At 34.1% G+C, this 16,379-nt stretch carries 14 protein-coding genes; 7 read left to right on the forward strand and 7 right to left on the reverse strand.

Annotation, left to right across the window (positions count from 1 at the left end; genetic code table 11):
• Window positions 1-23: 23 nt before the first annotated feature.
• The 4 genes from FG384_RS10865 to FG384_RS10885 all read left to right on the forward strand — a co-directional run bounded on the left by FG384_RS10865 (window position 24) and on the right by FG384_RS10885 (window position 3,782).
• Entirely contained in the window at window positions 24-497 is a 474-nt protein-coding gene (locus FG384_RS10865; RefSeq protein WP_142642622.1) for a hypothetical protein, read from the forward strand.
• 48 nt (window positions 498-545) lie between these two features.
• Window positions 546-737 carry a hypothetical protein gene (locus FG384_RS10870; RefSeq protein WP_142642623.1) on the forward strand — a complete coding sequence of 64 codons (192 nt, stop codon included), beginning with the start codon at window positions 546-548 and terminating at the stop codon, window positions 735-737.
• A gap of 97 nt (window positions 738-834) precedes the next feature.
• Window positions 835-1,608 carry a hypothetical protein gene (locus FG384_RS10875; RefSeq protein WP_142642624.1) on the forward strand — a complete coding sequence of 258 codons (774 nt, stop codon included), beginning with the start codon at window positions 835-837 and terminating at the stop codon, window positions 1,606-1,608.
• Between the two features lie 698 nt (window positions 1,609-2,306).
• Entirely contained in the window at window positions 2,307-3,782 is a 1,476-nt protein-coding gene (locus FG384_RS10885; protein ID WP_142642625.1) for a catalase, read from the forward strand.
• 304 nt (window positions 3,783-4,086) lie between these two features.
• Here FG384_RS10885 and FG384_RS10890 read toward each other — a convergent pair whose 3' ends face one another.
• From FG384_RS10890 to FG384_RS10905, 4 genes are all read right to left on the reverse strand, one after another.
• Entirely contained in the window at window positions 4,087-4,884 is a 798-nt protein-coding gene (locus FG384_RS10890; protein ID WP_142642626.1) for an ABC transporter ATP-binding protein, read from the reverse strand.
• Window positions 4,877-5,911, reverse strand: coding sequence for an ABC transporter permease (locus FG384_RS10895; RefSeq protein ID WP_142642627.1), 1,035 nt, complete (start codon window positions 5,909-5,911; stop codon window positions 4,877-4,879). Before FG384_RS10895 ends, FG384_RS10890 begins: the two co-directional genes overlap by 8 nt.
• 19 nt (window positions 5,912-5,930) lie before the next feature.
• Entirely contained in the window at window positions 5,931-6,941 is a 1,011-nt protein-coding gene (locus FG384_RS10900) for an ABC transporter substrate-binding protein (RefSeq protein WP_142642628.1), read from the reverse strand.
• Window positions 6,942-7,136: 195 nt separating this feature from the next.
• Window positions 7,137-7,550: a VOC family protein gene (locus tag FG384_RS10905; protein ID WP_142642629.1), complete on the reverse strand. Its 414-nt coding sequence runs from the start codon at window positions 7,548-7,550 to the stop codon at window positions 7,137-7,139.
• 179 nt (window positions 7,551-7,729) lie between these two features.
• Here FG384_RS10905 and FG384_RS10910 point away from each other — a divergent pair, with 179 nt between their 5' ends.
• Both FG384_RS10910 and ytzI read left to right on the forward strand, forming a co-directional pair.
• The gene (locus FG384_RS10910; protein ID WP_142642630.1) at window positions 7,730-9,520 is read left to right on the forward strand and encodes a GGDEF domain-containing protein; all 1,791 of its coding nucleotides are present in this window, start codon (window positions 7,730-7,732) and stop codon (window positions 9,518-9,520) included.
• 94 nt (window positions 9,521-9,614) lie between these two features.
• On the forward strand, window positions 9,615-9,761 hold the full coding sequence (gene ytzI / locus FG384_RS10915; RefSeq protein ID WP_142642631.1) for a YtzI protein: 147 nt from the start codon (window positions 9,615-9,617) through the stop codon (window positions 9,759-9,761).
• Between the two features lie 16 nt (window positions 9,762-9,777).
• Here ytzI and rlmN read toward each other — a convergent pair whose 3' ends face one another.
• Window positions 9,778-10,845: a dual-specificity RNA methyltransferase RlmN gene (rlmN, locus tag FG384_RS10920; protein ID WP_142642632.1), complete on the reverse strand. Its 1,068-nt coding sequence runs from the start codon at window positions 10,843-10,845 to the stop codon at window positions 9,778-9,780.
• Between the two features lie 339 nt (window positions 10,846-11,184).
• Between rlmN and FG384_RS10925 the strand changes: the two genes are divergently transcribed.
• Window positions 11,185-11,547, forward strand: a complete 363-nt coding sequence (locus tag FG384_RS10925; protein ID WP_142642633.1) for a hypothetical protein — start codon at window positions 11,185-11,187, stop codon at window positions 11,545-11,547.
• Window positions 11,548-11,909: 362 nt separating this feature from the next.
• Here the strand turns inward: FG384_RS10925 and FG384_RS10930 are convergent, their stop codons facing one another.
• Together FG384_RS10930 and FG384_RS10935 are read right to left on the reverse strand one after the other, a co-directional pair.
• Window positions 11,910-12,722 carry a sulfurtransferase gene (locus FG384_RS10930; protein ID WP_142642634.1) on the reverse strand — a complete coding sequence of 271 codons (813 nt, stop codon included), beginning with the start codon at window positions 12,720-12,722 and terminating at the stop codon, window positions 11,910-11,912.
• A gap of 16 nt (window positions 12,723-12,738) precedes the next feature.
• Window positions 12,739-16,332 carry a dynamin family protein gene (locus tag FG384_RS10935; protein WP_142642635.1) on the reverse strand — a complete coding sequence of 1,198 codons (3,594 nt, stop codon included), beginning with the start codon at window positions 16,330-16,332 and terminating at the stop codon, window positions 12,739-12,741.
• Window positions 16,333-16,379 lie beyond the last annotated feature (47 nt).

A 16,379-nucleotide genomic window follows, 5' to 3' on the forward strand; every position in this document is an offset into this window, starting at 1 on the left:
TGTTTAAAAGGAGGATTAATGAAATGAGTTCAAAAAGTTGTGCATATTGTCGTAGATTTAGTAAAGATATAAAAATTATCGAAGTACCTGAGTCTTATGCTGACACTACTAAACAATATATTTATGTTTGCCCTAGTTGTATTAAAGAACATGCTTTAGAGAATACCCCTGAATTCGTACCTTCTGATTTACGATTATTCCTTGATAGTCAATATAAAAGTTTTACATTTTCTCTGCTAACTAATGACGATGGCAATGAGTATTTAATGTTAAATAATAATTTTACGACGTTGCCTCCAAAAGATTTAGAATTTATTGCTTACGAATTATTAAAAACAAGTAAGTTAGACGGCCTAGACGAATACATAAAAACTAGCAATAAATTAGCACTTATGAGCACTAGTTTTCAAAATGATCCTGAAGAAAATGGTAAGTTTCTTCTTCCACTTGATGAAATAGGTATTTCTAGAAAGAAATTTAACCCTGATAAAGTATAGGGATTCACATGTGGTAACTGCTCCGCAAAATTATCAAGTATATCTGGCGTGGAATACTTCAGTATTTATCCAGGTCAAAGAATTGACGCAAAAGGAGAAAGAGCATGTTCTGAAGGCTGTGTTAAAGTAATTGCAAAAGACATAATCAGTGATTGGGTATACGAAAATAAATATAAAGAATATTTTAATCTAGACAAATTAGACGATCAATTGAACGATTTACTAGAAAATACAATATAGAAAGTTTTATGAAAGAAGAGAGTGAAAACCACATAGCTTCACTCTCTTCTTTATATGTTATATTTGGTAAATAACTAATGAATATTAGGAGGAGAATATGAAAGTTTTAGATTGTGGAAACGATGATACAATGTTTCAATCATTAAGAGAAATATCCGGCATAAATAAGCATGAATTTCTTAAAATGTTCAATCAATTCGATTTAGATGAATTTTATGAATCTAATCCCAATTATCATGAACTTGCATATAAACTATTCTTGGACAAAATAACCGAAATGAGCAAGTATTCTTCATTTGAATGGGATAAAACTTGTTGGTTTCATCTAACACGTACTATTCCTTCTACTCAATTTGAAGATGGTTTATTGCCATTTGGTGAGAATTTGGACTACATATGGGATCTATTATTCTCGCTACAAAATGGATTCATTTCAAAAGGTGAGTGGAGTGACTTTAGACAATTATTAGAATCAAATTCTTCAATCGATTCTGCTTTTCTATACCGACATAAATTAAAATATAAAGATCTTTGGGGTCCATATGCAATGCTAATCCGTGAAGCAGCATTTCATTTTGAGGATCTCGGTAATCATAATTACTTGGGTGTACCAGAAATTATAAGAGACATTTGTAATCCTTTTCAGGAAAAATACGATTTCAATTTATTAGAAGCATATAAAAATGCTACCGCTCCATGTATTGTGAAGTTTGAATCACCATTCTCAGAAGTGCTTGACCTAGGGACTGTAGTTAATTTCCTCTACCACAAACACAATAATCTAAAATTATATGATGGTTGTAATTCAACCTTTGATGGTAAGGGAGAATTAATTCCTAGTTCATCAATAATAAAAATTGAGTATTTGTAGTTACCCCTACTCATTTCATAATAAAAAGCAATAATAACCACTATAAATCAAGCGGTCATTATTGCTTTATTCATTCCTATCGCAACAGAATTCCTCGAGCTCTCGAAATTGTTCTGTTGAAATAGGCAATAGATTATTGTTTCCAAGACTACAGTTCGCCTGTCAAGATCGATATATCCTAAAATTTGATTTACATCGTCTAACACCATAGCTGTTTTTCCGTCATTAGAGATGTATTTATGAGTAATATTGAACCCCTCTATATGGCTTACCATTCTCTAATTCTGATTCGATCGCCAAATATTTAAATAACGATCGAAGTGAGGACTTGTGACGATTTACCGTCTTGGTGTCTGGCCATACGATGATATTACAACATTTGAGTATACAACAATAAAGAAAGTGGTCCTGCACTTGTAGGAATTGAATTGAAAAATAGATCTGATTATAAAGTACTTATTTCTCTTATGACTGAGAATGGATTTTCGGATAAAGAAGTAAATAAAGTTAGTACCCTATTTGAATTATTAATTTAACAAAAAGTGAACTGATGCCTGTCATAGAGACAATCTTGATTGTTTATGTGCTGGGCATTTATTTTTTTCCTAATAAATATAAGTACATTTCTAGCATATTATAATTCTCTTTGATATAATCATTATTGAATTATAAATATTCTAATGTAGGAGGAATTATTAATGTCTGAAAATGATAAAAACAAATTAACGACTGCAGCAGGTGCACCAGTAGTTGATAACCAAAACTCAATGTCGGCTGGTTCAAGAGGTCCATTACTTTTACAAGATGTTTGGTTATTAGAAAAATTAGCTCATTTTGATAGAGAAGTAATTCCTGAACGCCGAATGCATGCAAAAGGCTCTGCTGCTTATGGAAAATTTACTGTTACACATGATATTACTCAATATACAAAAGCCGCTATCTTCTCTGAAATTGGTAAAGAAACGGAAATGTTTGTTCGTTTCTCTACAGTTGCTGGTGAACGTGGAGCAGCGGATGCTGAACGAGATATTCGTGGATTCTCTATGAGATTTTATACTGAGCAAGGTAACTGGGATCTTGTAGGTAACAACACGCCGGTTTTCTTTTTCCGTGATCCACTTAATTTCCCAGATTTAAACCATGCAGTAAAACGTGACCCACGTACGAATATGCGAAGCGCTAATAACAACTGGGATTTCTGGACTTCATTACCCGAAGCACTCCACCAAGTGACTATTGTAATGAGTGACCGTGGGATTCCGGAAACATACAGAAATATGCATGGTTTTGGAAGTCATACATTTAGTATGATTAATGCTGACAATGAACGTGTATGGGTTAAATTCCACCTTCGCTCACAGCAACCTATTAAAAACTTAACAGATCAAGAAGCAGAGCTTGTTGTTGGTAAAGACCGTGAAAGTCACCAACGTGATCTTTTAGAAAGCATCGATCAAGGAAACTTCCCGAAATGGAAAATGTATATTCAAGTTATGACGGAAGAACAAGCTAACAATATGCCATACAATCCTTTCGATTTAACAAAGGTTTGGTATAAAAAAGATTTCCCGTTAATCGAGGTTGGAGAATTCGAACTTAACCGTAATCCAGAAAACTATTTTGCTGAAGTAGAGCAAGCTGCTTTTACACCAGCTAACGTTGTACCTGGTATTAGTTTCTCACCTGACAAAATGCTTCAAGGTCGCTTATTCTCATACGGTGATGCTCAACGATACCGTTTAGGTGTAAACCATCATCAAATTCCAGTTAACCAACCGAAGTGCCCAGTTCACTCTTTCCATAGAGATGGTGCAATGCGTGTTGATGGTAACAAAGGTGGAACACTACATTATGAACCAAATAGCTACGGTCAATGGAAATCACAACCTGAATTCAAAGAACCAGCGTTAGCAATTCATGGTGCAGCTACACAATGGGATTTCCGTGAAGATGATGATAATTACTTTGAACAACCTGGTAAGCTATTCAATCTAATGAGCCCAGAGCAACAACAAGTATTGTTTGAAAATACCGCTCGTAATATGAACGGTGTTGAAGAATATATTAAAGTTCGTCACATTATTCATTGCTACAAAGCAGACCCTGCATATGGTAAAGGGCTTGCAGATGCTATGGATATTCCTTGGGGCAACATCGAGGCAGCATTAGCATAAAACATGAAAAGGACAGCAAATATGCTGTCCTTTACTGTTTTCTCAAATAATTAAGCGAATTCACACTTTAAATAACAACCCTTGAATGGGTAGTTCCCAGCAACTTATTGTCCAAGTTTTAATGTGGATTGTCCAACTTTTCATGAAGATTGTCCAACTTCATCGGTTATTGTCCAACTATCATGGTTTATTGTCCAAACTTCATTGGTTATTGTCCAACTATCAAGATTGATTGTCCAATTCTTTACGATTTTCTCCCGAACTAAAAATGCCGGAAGAATCTTTGTAAGACTCTCCCAGCATATTATACAGATAGCAACGCACGGTCACTTGTAAGTTTTTCACCACGAATACGTTGGAATTCTTCCATAAGCTTCGCAATCGATAAATCCTTTTTCTCTTCTTCTCCTACTTCTAAGATGATTTGCCCTTTATCCATCATAATTAATCGGTTCCCAAGATCTAATGCTTGCTGCATATTATGCGTTACCATTAATGTTGTTAATTGATCCTTTTCAACAAGCTGTTTGGTTAATTTCGTTATTAACTCCGCACGGGATGGATCTAGCGCAGCAGTATGTTCATCTAAAAGTAAAATAGAAGGCTGTGTAAAAGTAGCCATAAGTAGAGAAAGTGCTTGCCTTTCACCCCCGGATAGCATCCCCACTTTTGCATTCAAACGATTTTCTAAATTTAAGTGGAGCATTTCTAATGATGTTTTAAAGTAGTCTTTCCTCTTTTTATCTACACCAATTTTTAAACCTCTACTTTTGTTTCTTGAAAATGCTAGGGCAAGATTTTCTTCTATTGTCATTGAGGGAGCTGTACCAGCCATCGGATCCTGAAAAACTCGTCCAATAAAATGCGATCGTTTATATTCTGGCAATCTAGTAACATCTTTCCCATCTATTTCAATACTTCCGAAATCAGGGGTTAAAGCACCTGAAATCATATTCATCATTGTAGATTTTCCTGCCCCATTACTTCCAATTACTGTGACAAAGTCCCCAGCCTTCAGTTCGAGATTTATTTGGTCCAATGCTATTTTCTCATCTGCTGTTGCTTCATTAAAGATTTTATTAATAGATTTTAAGTTAAGCAAGATCATTCGCCTCCTGCTTTATCTTTTTCTTGATAGCAACACTTCGTTCGGCATGACGCTTCGCTTTCCTGCTCTTTTCTCGACGTTTGTCAAAGTATTGAGGTAAAATCAGTGCAATAATAACGATTGCAGCAGTAATTAACTTCATATCCCCTGTATCAAGCAAATCTACACGAAGAGCAAGTGCGAGAACAATACGATAAATAATTGCACCTGCGATAACAGCTATTGTCGTTCGTACAATTGTTTTCGTACCAAAAATTGCTTCTCCAATAATAACAGAAGCGAGTCCTATCACAATCATACCTATTCCCATTCCTATATCAGCAAATTTTGCATATTGAGCTATTAAAGCACCAGAAAATGCTACAAGTGCATTTGAAATTCCTAGTCCTATAATAACTAAATTATCCGTGTTTGCTGAGAAACTGCGAATCATTTTTTTGTTATCTCCAGTTGCACGAATTGCAAGGCCGATTTCCGTTTTTAAGAACCAATCGACTATGAATTTTATCATTATTACTATAATGGCAACTAGAAAAATTGTTCCCCATGTAGAAGGAACGAACTGGACACCTATACTTTTCAGAAAGTTATTAATAGCTTCATCTATGCCTAGGCTTCCCCACCACGTATAAAATTTACTGAATAATGTCTCGGCATTTAATAGTGGTATATTTGGACGCCCTATTGAATTATCAGCTGTTAATCCCATTATTCGTAAGTTAATGGAATATAAAGCGATCATCATTAAAATCCCAGAAAGCAAAGGATTTATTTTTCCTTTTGTATGCAGTATACCGGTTATACATCCTGCAATAAATCCAGCAGCAATTGCTACTAGCGTTGCTATTGCTGGATGATAACCTAGAACAATCATAGTAGCTGCAGTAGCAGCCCCTGTAACAAAACTTCCGTCTACTGTTAAATCTGGAAAATCTAACACTCGAAATGTTAGATACACTCCGAGTGCCATAATTGCATAGATGATTCCCTGCTCAACAGAGCCAAAAATAGCTGTAAACATATTAGAATCATCTCCTTATCTATTCAACTAATTCTGCTTTCCATTCTTCTTTTATTTCGATACCAATTGTATCTGCTATCTTTTTATTTAACACAAATCTTAAATTCTGAGGATATTGAACTGGGAGATCAGCAGGTGTGCTTTCACCTTTTAATATTTTGGCAGCCATTTGGCCAGCTTCGTAACCAATGTCATAATATTCAAATCCGTAAGCAGCTAATCCACCACGTTTTACAGAGTCAAACTCCCCTACCATCATAGGTAATTTATTGTCATTAGCAACAGAAATAACCGATTCAAGAGCAGAAACTACTGTGTTATCTGTAATAATATACAATGAATCTACTTTACCAATTAAAGATTCAGTAGCTTGTTTCACCTCAGCTGAAGTAGAAACGGAAGCTTCTATAACTGTTAATCCGACTGCACTCATCTGTTCTTTTACCGCATCAACTTGAGCACGTGAATTTTGTTCTCCTGCATTGAATACCATACCTACCTTTGTAGCACCTAATTCCTCCTTAAGGAATTTAATCGTACTTGGAATTGCATCTGGTTGAGTATCCACTGTTCCAGTTACATTTCCTCCGGGACTTTCCATTGATTGCACTAATTCTGCACTAACCGCATCTGTTACAGAAGTAAATATTATCGGAATATCTTTTGTAATACTTGCAACTGCTTGGGCACTTGGCGTAGAGTTAGCAAAAATCAAATCTACTCCAGAGCTAACCAAGTTATTTCCGATCGTTGTATTTGCGCTATTATCATTCTGAGCATTTTCTACCTGATAATCTGCTTCAATTCCAGCATCTTCTATTGCTTTTTTAAAACCATCAAATGCTGCATTTAAAGATGGGTGCTCTACTATTTGTGTAACTCCAATTTTAAATTTCTTTGTTTCTTCATTGGCAGTTGTTCCTTCTTTCGATTCAGAAGACGAGCTCGAACCACTTTCCCCTCCACATGCAGCTAAAAGAAGAATTGCACCAAAAAGAATAAAAGCAAATTTCTTCATACTTTTTTTCATCTTTATCTATACCCCCTAGTTAAATCATTCACATCAGCGATTCAACTCGCTAAAGTATGAATTAAAAGATATGTTACACTGCAATTGATTGATAGTCAATAACATTAGCAATTTTTCGAAAATAATAGATTCAATTATTATATAAAAAAAGATATTACACTCGAATTGTAAGTGTAATACCCTAGTCTATTTTCATTATTGATCTGTATTTGTCAAATCCATATAAAGAACTTCCCATAAATGGTTATCTAAATCTTGGAAACTTCTACTGTACATAAAACCTAAATCTTGAGGCTCGTTATAAAACGAAGCTCCATTAGCTAATGCTTTATCAACTATTTCGTCAACCAAATCTTTTGACTGAACACCAATTGCCATAATTGCTTGAGCATTTGTTGCAGTGTCAGGAATTTCTTTTTTAGTGAACTGTTTAAATCTTTCTTCTGTCATGATCATTGCAAACAGGTTTTCACCTATTAAAAGACATGCTGTTTGTTCGTCCGAGAATTGCATGTTAAATTCAAAGCCAATTGCAGAAAAAAATTCCATCGAATTTTTTACATCTTTTACTGGTAAATTTACAAAAATATTATCCGCTTTAATTGCCATGATTCATCACCTCTACTGCAATTTACCATTGATAATACAAGTTGTCTACATATCCTTTTTCCTAATATTCAATAAATTTATTAAGAAATATAACCTTTACAATCCGTTCACATTAGATTGATATTTAGTATTTATACTATAGAGTAGTACATTACGTTCTTTTTAGGGGGATTTGGGGAATGGCAATTGAAGATCATGATTATAGCGAATTATTTACTTACATTTTGGAGGAAAAGGCAATACAAACAGTATTTCAACCTATTATTTCACTCCAAACTGGTGATGTTTATGGATATGAAGCGTTATCACGTGGACCGGAAAATACGGCTTTGCGTAATCCTGAGACATTATTCGATTATGCTATGGAGAGTGGTCAACTTTGGGAACTCGAACACTTATGTAGAGGGAATGCTTTAAAATATGCGCATCTCTTAAAGGCAGAAGGAAAACTTTTCTTAAATGTTAATCCTAACATTATGAATGATCCAAAATTTAAACAAGGTTTTACAAAAGAATTTTTAAGTAATTTTCATATGGATTCTGATTGTATTGTTTTTGAAATTACAGAAAGAGAAGCTATAAATAATTTAAAGGATTTCATAAATACTGTTGATCATTACAAAAAACAATTTTATCAAATTGCAATTGATGACGTCGGATCTGGCTACTCAGGTTTGAATGTTATCACCGATGTACGTCCGCATTTTATTAAACTAGATATGAAGCTAATTAGGCATATCGATAAAGATCGTACGAAGCAGTTACTCGTAAAGAGTCTAAGTGAGTTTGCTCATTATTCACAAATACATATGATTGCAGAAGGTATTGAGACAAAGGAAGAACTTATCACATTAATAGATCTTGGTGTTCACTATGGCCAAGGCTACTATATTCAAAAACCAGAGAAACATCTTTTTTCAATTCGAGAGGAACTAAAAATATGTATTGAGTTGGAAAATAAAAGAAGAAATATTATAAGTTCAACCCGATTAACAGATACTTCTATCGAACAAATCGCTACTCCTTTACGAACAATAGCTAGTCATACACCCATCTCTAAAGTGAGCAAGCTAATGGAAGCAGATGATTCGTTACCTGGATTTTGTATTAAGGACGGTAACAAATTAATTGGGGTTATTACGAGAAATAAGCTCCATTTAAAATTTAGTGGGCCTTATGGATATAGTTTGTACAATAAAAAACCTGTATCTGCTATTATGAGCCGAAACTATATGAAAGTAGATGCAGCAACCCCAATTGATAAAGTAGCAAAGATCGCGATGAAGCGTGATCCTATTCATTTATATGATTTTATTACTATTACAAAAGAAAACAAATATTTTGGAGTTGTAACCGTAAAAGATTTGCTTGAGAAAAGTATGCAACTTGAGATTGACTATGCAAAGCATCTTAATCCACTCTCTGAATTACCTGGTAACATAATAATTGAACAACAGCTTCAAAAATGTATCGATTCTCCTGATAACTATACCGTACTATACCTCGATATAGATAATTTCAAACCATATAATGATGTGTATGGCTTTGAAAAAGGAGACAAAGTTATTATGAAACTTGCAGAAATATTAGAGGAATATTCTTCAACAGATGTTTTTGTAGGTCATATTGGCGGAGACGATTTCATTATGATTGTCGAGTCATCCAAAAGTAATGAATTATGTAAGAAAATCATTTATCAATTTGAAACATCTATTGAGCATTTTTATCATGCACATGACTTCCTAAAGGGATGTATCATCTCTAAAAATCGACATGGAATTGAAGAACAGTTTCCGCTACTAACTATATCAATTGCAGGAATTTTAAACAAAAATGCACAAACCATTTTTGAGCTTTCCGAAAAAGCAAGCTACATAAAAAAACAATGTAAACAGCTACACGGCAGTAACTACCTCATCACGAACACAATATTACAGGTGCCTGGCACCGAAACAAACGTGAATGTTTAAACATTCACGTTTGTTTCGGTAATTGAGACAGTTTAAAATTTGAATCTAAAATGTGTTATGATAATGGTACCAATGTTTTTTTGGAGGGAAAGTAATGACTGGAGTATTAATTTTTACAGGATTTATTTTTATTCTTATCATGTGTTTATCGTTTTTCACTATTAATAAAGGATATGCATATAAGCACACAATAGATGAACGTCCAACAGAATCTAACGAAAAAACGCATCAGCCGAAATAGGCGATGCGTTTTTATATTATTTAGATACTTTTTCTTTTTTGATTTGTTTGCTTCGTAATTGTCCACATGCCGCGTCAATATCTGTACCTTGTTCTAATCGAACCCCACAGTTGATCCCTTTTTTCTTTAATGCTTGGAAGAAAGCATCGATGGATTCTTGTGAGCTACGTTGGTATTGACTATGTTCGTCTACTGGATTGTATGGTATTAAGTTGACATACGATAGATGACGTTTATTTTCTAATAGTCTTGCTAACTGCTGCGCTTCTTCTACATGGTCATTGACATCTTTTAATAAAATATATTCAAATGTAATTCGACGATTTGTCGTCTCTAAATAATAATCAATTGCTTCCATCACTTTTTCAATTGGGAAAGCTTTGTTGATTACCATGATTTTTGTACGAAGTTCATCGTTCGGTGCATGCAATGAAACAGCTAGATTTACTTGAATATTTTCATTTGCAAAATCCACAATTTTTTTCGCCAGACCACTTGTAGAAACAGTAATATGTCGTGCACCAATTGCAAGGCCTTTTTGATCGTTTACAACACGTAAAAAGTTCATTAAATTTTTATAGTTATCAAACGGTTCACCGATACCCATAACAACAATGTGACTAACACGCTCGTCTTTCTGCATATTATCTAAATGCTCTTGCACTTTCATAATTTGACCAACTATTTCCCCTGCATCCAAGTCACGATTTTTCTTAAGTAAACCACTTGCACAGAAACTACAGCCAATATTACATCCGACTTGAGTTGTTACACAAACAGACAAACCATATTTAAATCGCATTAATACTGTTTCAATTAAATTTCCATCTTCCATTTCAAATAAAAACTTAATCGTCCCATCTTCAGATTCTTGTTTGACGGACTCTTTTAATGTTTGAATAACAAAATTATCCTCTAATAACTGAATACAATCTTTACTTACATTTTTCATATCAGAAAAGCTTTGCACTCTTTTAATGTATAACCAGTCCCATACTTGTTCAGCTCGGAACTTTTTCTGACCGTTTTCTAATAGCCACTCTATTAACTGATCTCTTGTAAGACCATATATTGATTTTTTCATGAATATTCCTCATTTCATTCGTATACAATTCGCCTATTATACAATAAATACTTACATACGACAATTAATTATAACGGAAAAGTGAAAAAAAAGATATTATTATCATCCGTTTTGCACCATTAGGTCTAGTTGAATAACGTGAAACGTTCTTGAAATTTATTTTAACCATTTATGATGGTGACGAAGCTAGCATTTATATCCATTTTGTTCATTAGTAAACTGATAACTAGACTAAAATGACGGATTAATTTTGCAAAGGTTGAATAATATATTAGTACATTAATCTATTTTACTGCGTACTTGTCAAGAAGACTCTCATTGGAATTGGGGATGTATTAAATGAATAGAAGAAACAAGAGAATGATATCTTTTAAAATAAGACGTGCCATCTTCAAATTAATCATGCTTATTATTGGTATTTCTGCCTTTTTGCCCCCAAACTTTTTAGAAGCAAATACTGAGGTTAGTAAAGATAAGATAGATCTTACAAATTATGTATTTAATTTGACAAACGATTCGATCAAAAGCTCTATCGATCAAATGTTAATTGTTTCGTACGAAATCGATTCCATTGAGGCAGAAGATGACGAACTGATTTCATCAGTAGTTATTGCATATACCCTCTTTGGTATCCCTTATGCAGAAGTTGTGACCAACAAAGATAGTGCTTATATAAATAAAAAATTTCTTTTCCGTGAATAATTGAAGAATAAAAGCATTGCCTACAGCCGTTTTTATATAAGATAGATCAGTTTTTCCAAAAATTCGACTTTGCCAGATGGTATTGTCCAATAGACCAATTAATAAGAAAATCGTTGAAAAGGCTCCCTTTCCGCGGGCGTTGCCTCAGCCTCCTCGCTTCGCTGTGGGGTCTTCGACTAACGCTTTCCCCGCAGGAGTGTCACCTTTTTCAACGATTTTCTAGAAATAAAAAAGTAGAGTGTGGATTAAAATACGTTTTAGATAATGGTCGTAAGAAAACCGGCACTTTTTGTTCAAAATCGAACAAAAAGTGCCGGTTTTTTAAACTGAAAAGCTTAATCTATTTTCCGAATAGCTATAAACTACTCTTTTTCTACTTCGTTTTCTCGAATCCAATCGCTATAGCTACCTACATATAATTGAACATTTTCATAACCAGCTTCTTTCAAGCTTGCATATAGTGGTGCAGCTGTTACACCACTTCCACAATATACTGTTACTGGTTTCGATTTATCAGTTAAACCATTTAGCCTTTCTATTAGCAACTCTTGCTTTAAGAACTTTCCGTCCTTTTTAAGCTGTTCCCAATCATAATTTAAAGCAGTTGGAATATGACCTGCTATTGCATCTATTGGTTCTACTTCACCACGGTATCGGATGTTTGCTCTTGCATCAACGAGTTGAGACTCCACTTCTCCAGCAACAATTCTCTTAACTGTTTCTATATCCACGTATAATTCATCTTTCCAATTTGCGCTAACAGTTGAAATGTTGTAATTGGTTTTTTCTTTTGATAATGGAAGTACCTTTTTTGCTTCTTCAAATCCTTCTCGAAGTACGTGAATATTAGAAAAACCTGCCCATTCCAATAAGAAATAAGCACGTAAAGCAAAAGGGGAACCTCCTTGATCGTAAATGACAATTGAATCATCGATAGATAATCCAGTTTGTTGAACAAGTGCAGTCATTTTTTCTTTTGAAATCATTGGATGACGGCCATATTTACTGTTCATATCAGACAAATCTTTTTCCAAATCCCAATAAACCGCCCCTTCCAAATGTTCAACATTGTACATCTCTCGACCAGCATTTGCATTTCCAAGATCAAAACGGGTATCAATAAAACGAACTTCTTTGCCTTCTATATCCTTACATTCAATAAATACCATGTTCATCCTGTTATCTCCCCTTTTATACTATTCGTGCATATATTTCTTTCCATTTTACAAGGGTTTCTTCTTGCTCAAGCAATTTACGTTCAGCATCAATTTGGGCAATAGATTCTTTTAACCATTTTAATCGAACAGATTCCGTTTCCACATCAGCATACTGCTCCACCCATTGAAAAAGCCTTTCTTTTTCTTTGGTTAAGTAAACTTCTGCCTCTACTTTTGTTTGTTCTGCTAATACATCTCGAAGCTTTTCTTTTTCATTCTTCTCGAAAAATGATTTTGTATTTTTAAAATAAGATTTAACATTTTCGTATTTCACGTTATCTTGAAATGGACCGACAAATTCCAATAACCCTCTATTCTCACTTTCATGTGGTGTAAAGGTAAAACTCGGATTCCAATCCTTCAATATACGTAATTCTTCTTTTTCTAACTGTTTCATTTGTTTTTGAATAAATTGCAATACCCGGAAATTTGTCACGCGCATTTCTTGCTCTATATCAAATCTCAGCATGCTTAACAAATCTTTTAATGCAATTTCTAATGCAGAACTTGACGATTTACTCGTAAATAAAGATGGATTATATGCCTCTTTAAAAAATTCGTTAAATCGATAATACACACGTTGGAGAACGTAATACATTAATGTTTCTAGCTCTTGTTTTCCTTCCTTAGCAATAAGGGACGACATCGAACTTGAATATCGTCTACGTATATTTTGCTCTTGCTCACGCAATTCTTGTAAACGGTCCTCTTTTCTCGCCAGATTAGCTTCCGTTTGTTCGATCAAAGAAAGCAATTTTGTTTGCTGACGAGTAGATTCTTCTTCAAGTGAAGTGACTGCAATCTGTTTTAAATCTTTTTCTAAAAATCGGTGGAATGCTTCTTCAAATTGAACCATCCCATCATGAACTTTTACATTTTCTACCTTTTCTTTTAAAGCAAGTAAACTCGAAACACCATACACTCTTGGAAATCTAATACCAAATCGTTGTAGCTCACCTTGTACATATTGTTTTACAAGAATTGCTTCTTCCTCATTATTAGCAAGATCAATGGCATTTACAACGAAGAACATTTTATCGAGTTCGAATGCATCTTTCACACGACCGAGCTGAATTAGAAACTCACGGTCTGCTTTTGCAAATGCATGATTATAATAGGTAACAAAAAGTACAGCATCTGCATTTCGAATATAATCAAACGCAACACCAGTATGTCTAGCATTGATGGAATCTGCTCCTGGAGTATCTACTAAAGTAACTCCTAAACGCGTCAATTCACAATCATAATAAAAATCAATGAAGTCCACAAAACAACTTCTAGATTCTTCTGCAACGTATTTGCCGAACTCTTCTCCTGATACACGAAGTACTTTACCTAATTGGGTTTGATAAGTTGGGTAACCTTTATAAAAAGCTGTTACAAAAGATTTATGCACTTCTTCTGTTACAGATTGATTCATCACATCTTTTGCTTGATCATATGCTTCTTCTAATGTCTGTACAGTTATTCCTAATTGCTTATAAGCAAATGCCACATCCTCTAGCAACTGTTCTTTTGTTTTGAACGTGACATCTGCTGTATTATGTGGATGTGTTTCGGACACAGGATGAATTTTATTTATAGCAGCTGTCGTTGGATTTGGCGAAACTGGTAATACATTTGCACCCATTAAAGCATTTGAAAAACTCGATTTTCCAGCGCTAAATGCGCCAAATAAAGCAATTGTAAATTGCTGATTAACTACACGCTGTGCTTTTCTCTTCATAATAGTTGCAGCCTCTTTAAATGCAGGTAGTTCGCTTATTACTTCGGCTATTTTGTTTGCTCGCAATAGCACCTCTTCTGATCCAAGAAGAAGTTCTTCCGTTTCTGTCTTTATCTCTAAAGTAGTTTCTATATGCTTTTCTTCTTTTTCTTCTATTGAAGGGTCATATTCTGTAATAGAATCTTGGAATTCTTTACGATCATTTTCCCATTCGATCATCAATAGATCGCGTTCTTTTCTATAATCTAATGGAGGATTAGTTACTACTTTTTCAATTACATCAAGCTTCGTATCAATTTCTTCTAAAGCTTGTATTGCTAACATCTTCTCGTTCAAAGATTGAGCTTTTTGTGCTGCTCTTTCTGTATCTTCTATTGGATTTTGATGCATTTCGCGAATGATTTGTTCTTTCCAACTATCTGTTTCTCGAATGAAAAATCGGTTGACTGCATCTCGAACTCGATTAGCATAATGAAGAATTGCATCCCCTGTTGTACTAGCCCCATCATGTAATGTGTCACTAATAAGGGAAGCTAAAATTTCAAATTCTTTTTCATCAATTTCTGTTGATTTTTCGATGGATAAAAGGGAAACATCTTTTAGCATCCCTTTCATCAATTGTTTAATATGCACGGTAATATTTGTAGATATTACTTTTTCTAATAATTGCAATGCATCTTGTAATCTTTTTCTTCTTTCTTCTTCCGTTTTCTTTTTACTACCTATAAAGCCTACCTTAAAAGAGTTTTGCATACCTTCTGCGTATAATTTTAATGCATCTCTCATTGCATAAGGCATAATCGTAGCATTTTCTAAAATAGTCTTCCTATTTTCTTCAAACGTTTTTTTCCATACTGCTACATCTTGAAGCTCTTCTTGTTTTTGAGATAGCTGTAATTGTTCCTTGATATCTTCTTTGTTGTTCCATTCCTCTTCCGAAAGGTGACTTTCAAACGTCTCTAAACAAGCAGCCTTTTCATCTCCCAAATATTGTTTATGTTCATCTATTAGCTTTTCAAGTGTTGCACTTACTGATGTAAGAAAATAGGCTTCCTTATGTTGGATTGAGTGTAATACAATTTGCTGCACTTTCGAGAAATCGTTATGTATGAAATTTTTGTCTTTTAATGAAGTAAAGAAAATATCTTTCGGCTCTACAGCCCATGCTTTAAATGCACTTGCAACAGATTGTTTAAAAGCATCAAATGATAGCTCTTCCTCTCGGTGTTTATCTACTTGGTTAACAATTAAATAAACATTCTCATTATAATGAAGTAATTGTTTTGTAAATTGAAAATTAAGTTCAGATTGCACGTGATTATAATCCATTACATAAAACACTATATCAGCTAAATGCAGAGCCGATTCGGTTGATATTCTATGTGCATCATCTGTGGAATCAACTCCAGGAGTATCCATTACAGTAATTCCTTCTGGTAAGCTAGAAGTGGAATGCCCTATTTCGATTTGAGAGACTTTGCTTCCATCCTTCGAATATTTCTTCACAAGTTGAATATCGTATGCACCAGAAAATTTTACTGGAGGTCTATCTATAAAATGTACAAGTGCATAATTTTCATTTGTCTTTTTTACAGTTACAATGTTCGCAGACGTTGGGATCGGGCTTGTTGGCAGTAGTTGCTCATCTACGAGTGCATTGATCATACTAGATTTTCCAGCCGAAAAATGGCCTGCAAACGCAATTGTAAAAGTACCTTTTTCAAGTTTTTCTGCAAATAATTTTGCTTTTGCAAAACGCTCTTCATCTTTATTGTGATGAAACAATGTTGCAAGTAGTGCGTTTTTTTCTTTGATTATTTGTAATTTCTCTGAATTCTCCATTTAAAAAAAGTAGCTCCTTTTTATTTCGACAATATACTTTTCAAGTT

The organism is Psychrobacillus vulpis (genome assembly GCF_006861825.1).
GTDB lineage: Bacteria > Bacillota > Bacilli > Bacillales_A > Planococcaceae > Psychrobacillus > Psychrobacillus vulpis.

Coding starts and splice junctions, on each gene's coding strand:
- FG384_RS10865 (WP_142642622.1), top strand. CDS start 24: ATGAGTTCAAAAAGTTGTGCATATTGTCGTAGATTTAGTAAAGATATA.
- FG384_RS10875 (WP_142642624.1), top strand. CDS start 835: ATGAAAGTTTTAGATTGTGGAAACGATGATACAATGTTTCAATCATTA.
- FG384_RS10885 (WP_142642625.1), top strand. CDS start 2,307: ATGTCTGAAAATGATAAAAACAAATTAACGACTGCAGCAGGTGCACCA.
- FG384_RS10895 (WP_142642627.1), bottom strand. CDS start 5,911: ATGTTTACAGCTATTTTTGGCTCTGTTGAGCAGGGAATCATCTATGCA.
- FG384_RS10900 (WP_142642628.1), bottom strand. CDS start 6,941: ATGAAAAAAAGTATGAAGAAATTTGCTTTTATTCTTTTTGGTGCAATT.
- FG384_RS10905 (WP_142642629.1), bottom strand. CDS start 7,550: ATGGCAATTAAAGCGGATAATATTTTTGTAAATTTACCAGTAAAAGAT.
- FG384_RS10910 (WP_142642630.1), top strand. CDS start 7,730: ATGGCAATTGAAGATCATGATTATAGCGAATTATTTACTTACATTTTG.
- ytzI (WP_142642631.1), top strand. CDS start 9,615: ATGACTGGAGTATTAATTTTTACAGGATTTATTTTTATTCTTATCATG.
- rlmN (WP_142642632.1), bottom strand. CDS start 10,845: ATGAAAAAATCAATATATGGTCTTACAAGAGATCAGTTAATAGAGTGG.
- FG384_RS10925 (WP_142642633.1), top strand. CDS start 11,185: ATGAATAGAAGAAACAAGAGAATGATATCTTTTAAAATAAGACGTGCC.
- FG384_RS10930 (WP_142642634.1), bottom strand. CDS start 12,722: ATGAACATGGTATTTATTGAATGTAAGGATATAGAAGGCAAAGAAGTT.
- FG384_RS10935 (WP_142642635.1), bottom strand. CDS start 16,332: ATGGAGAATTCAGAGAAATTACAAATAATCAAAGAAAAAAACGCACTA.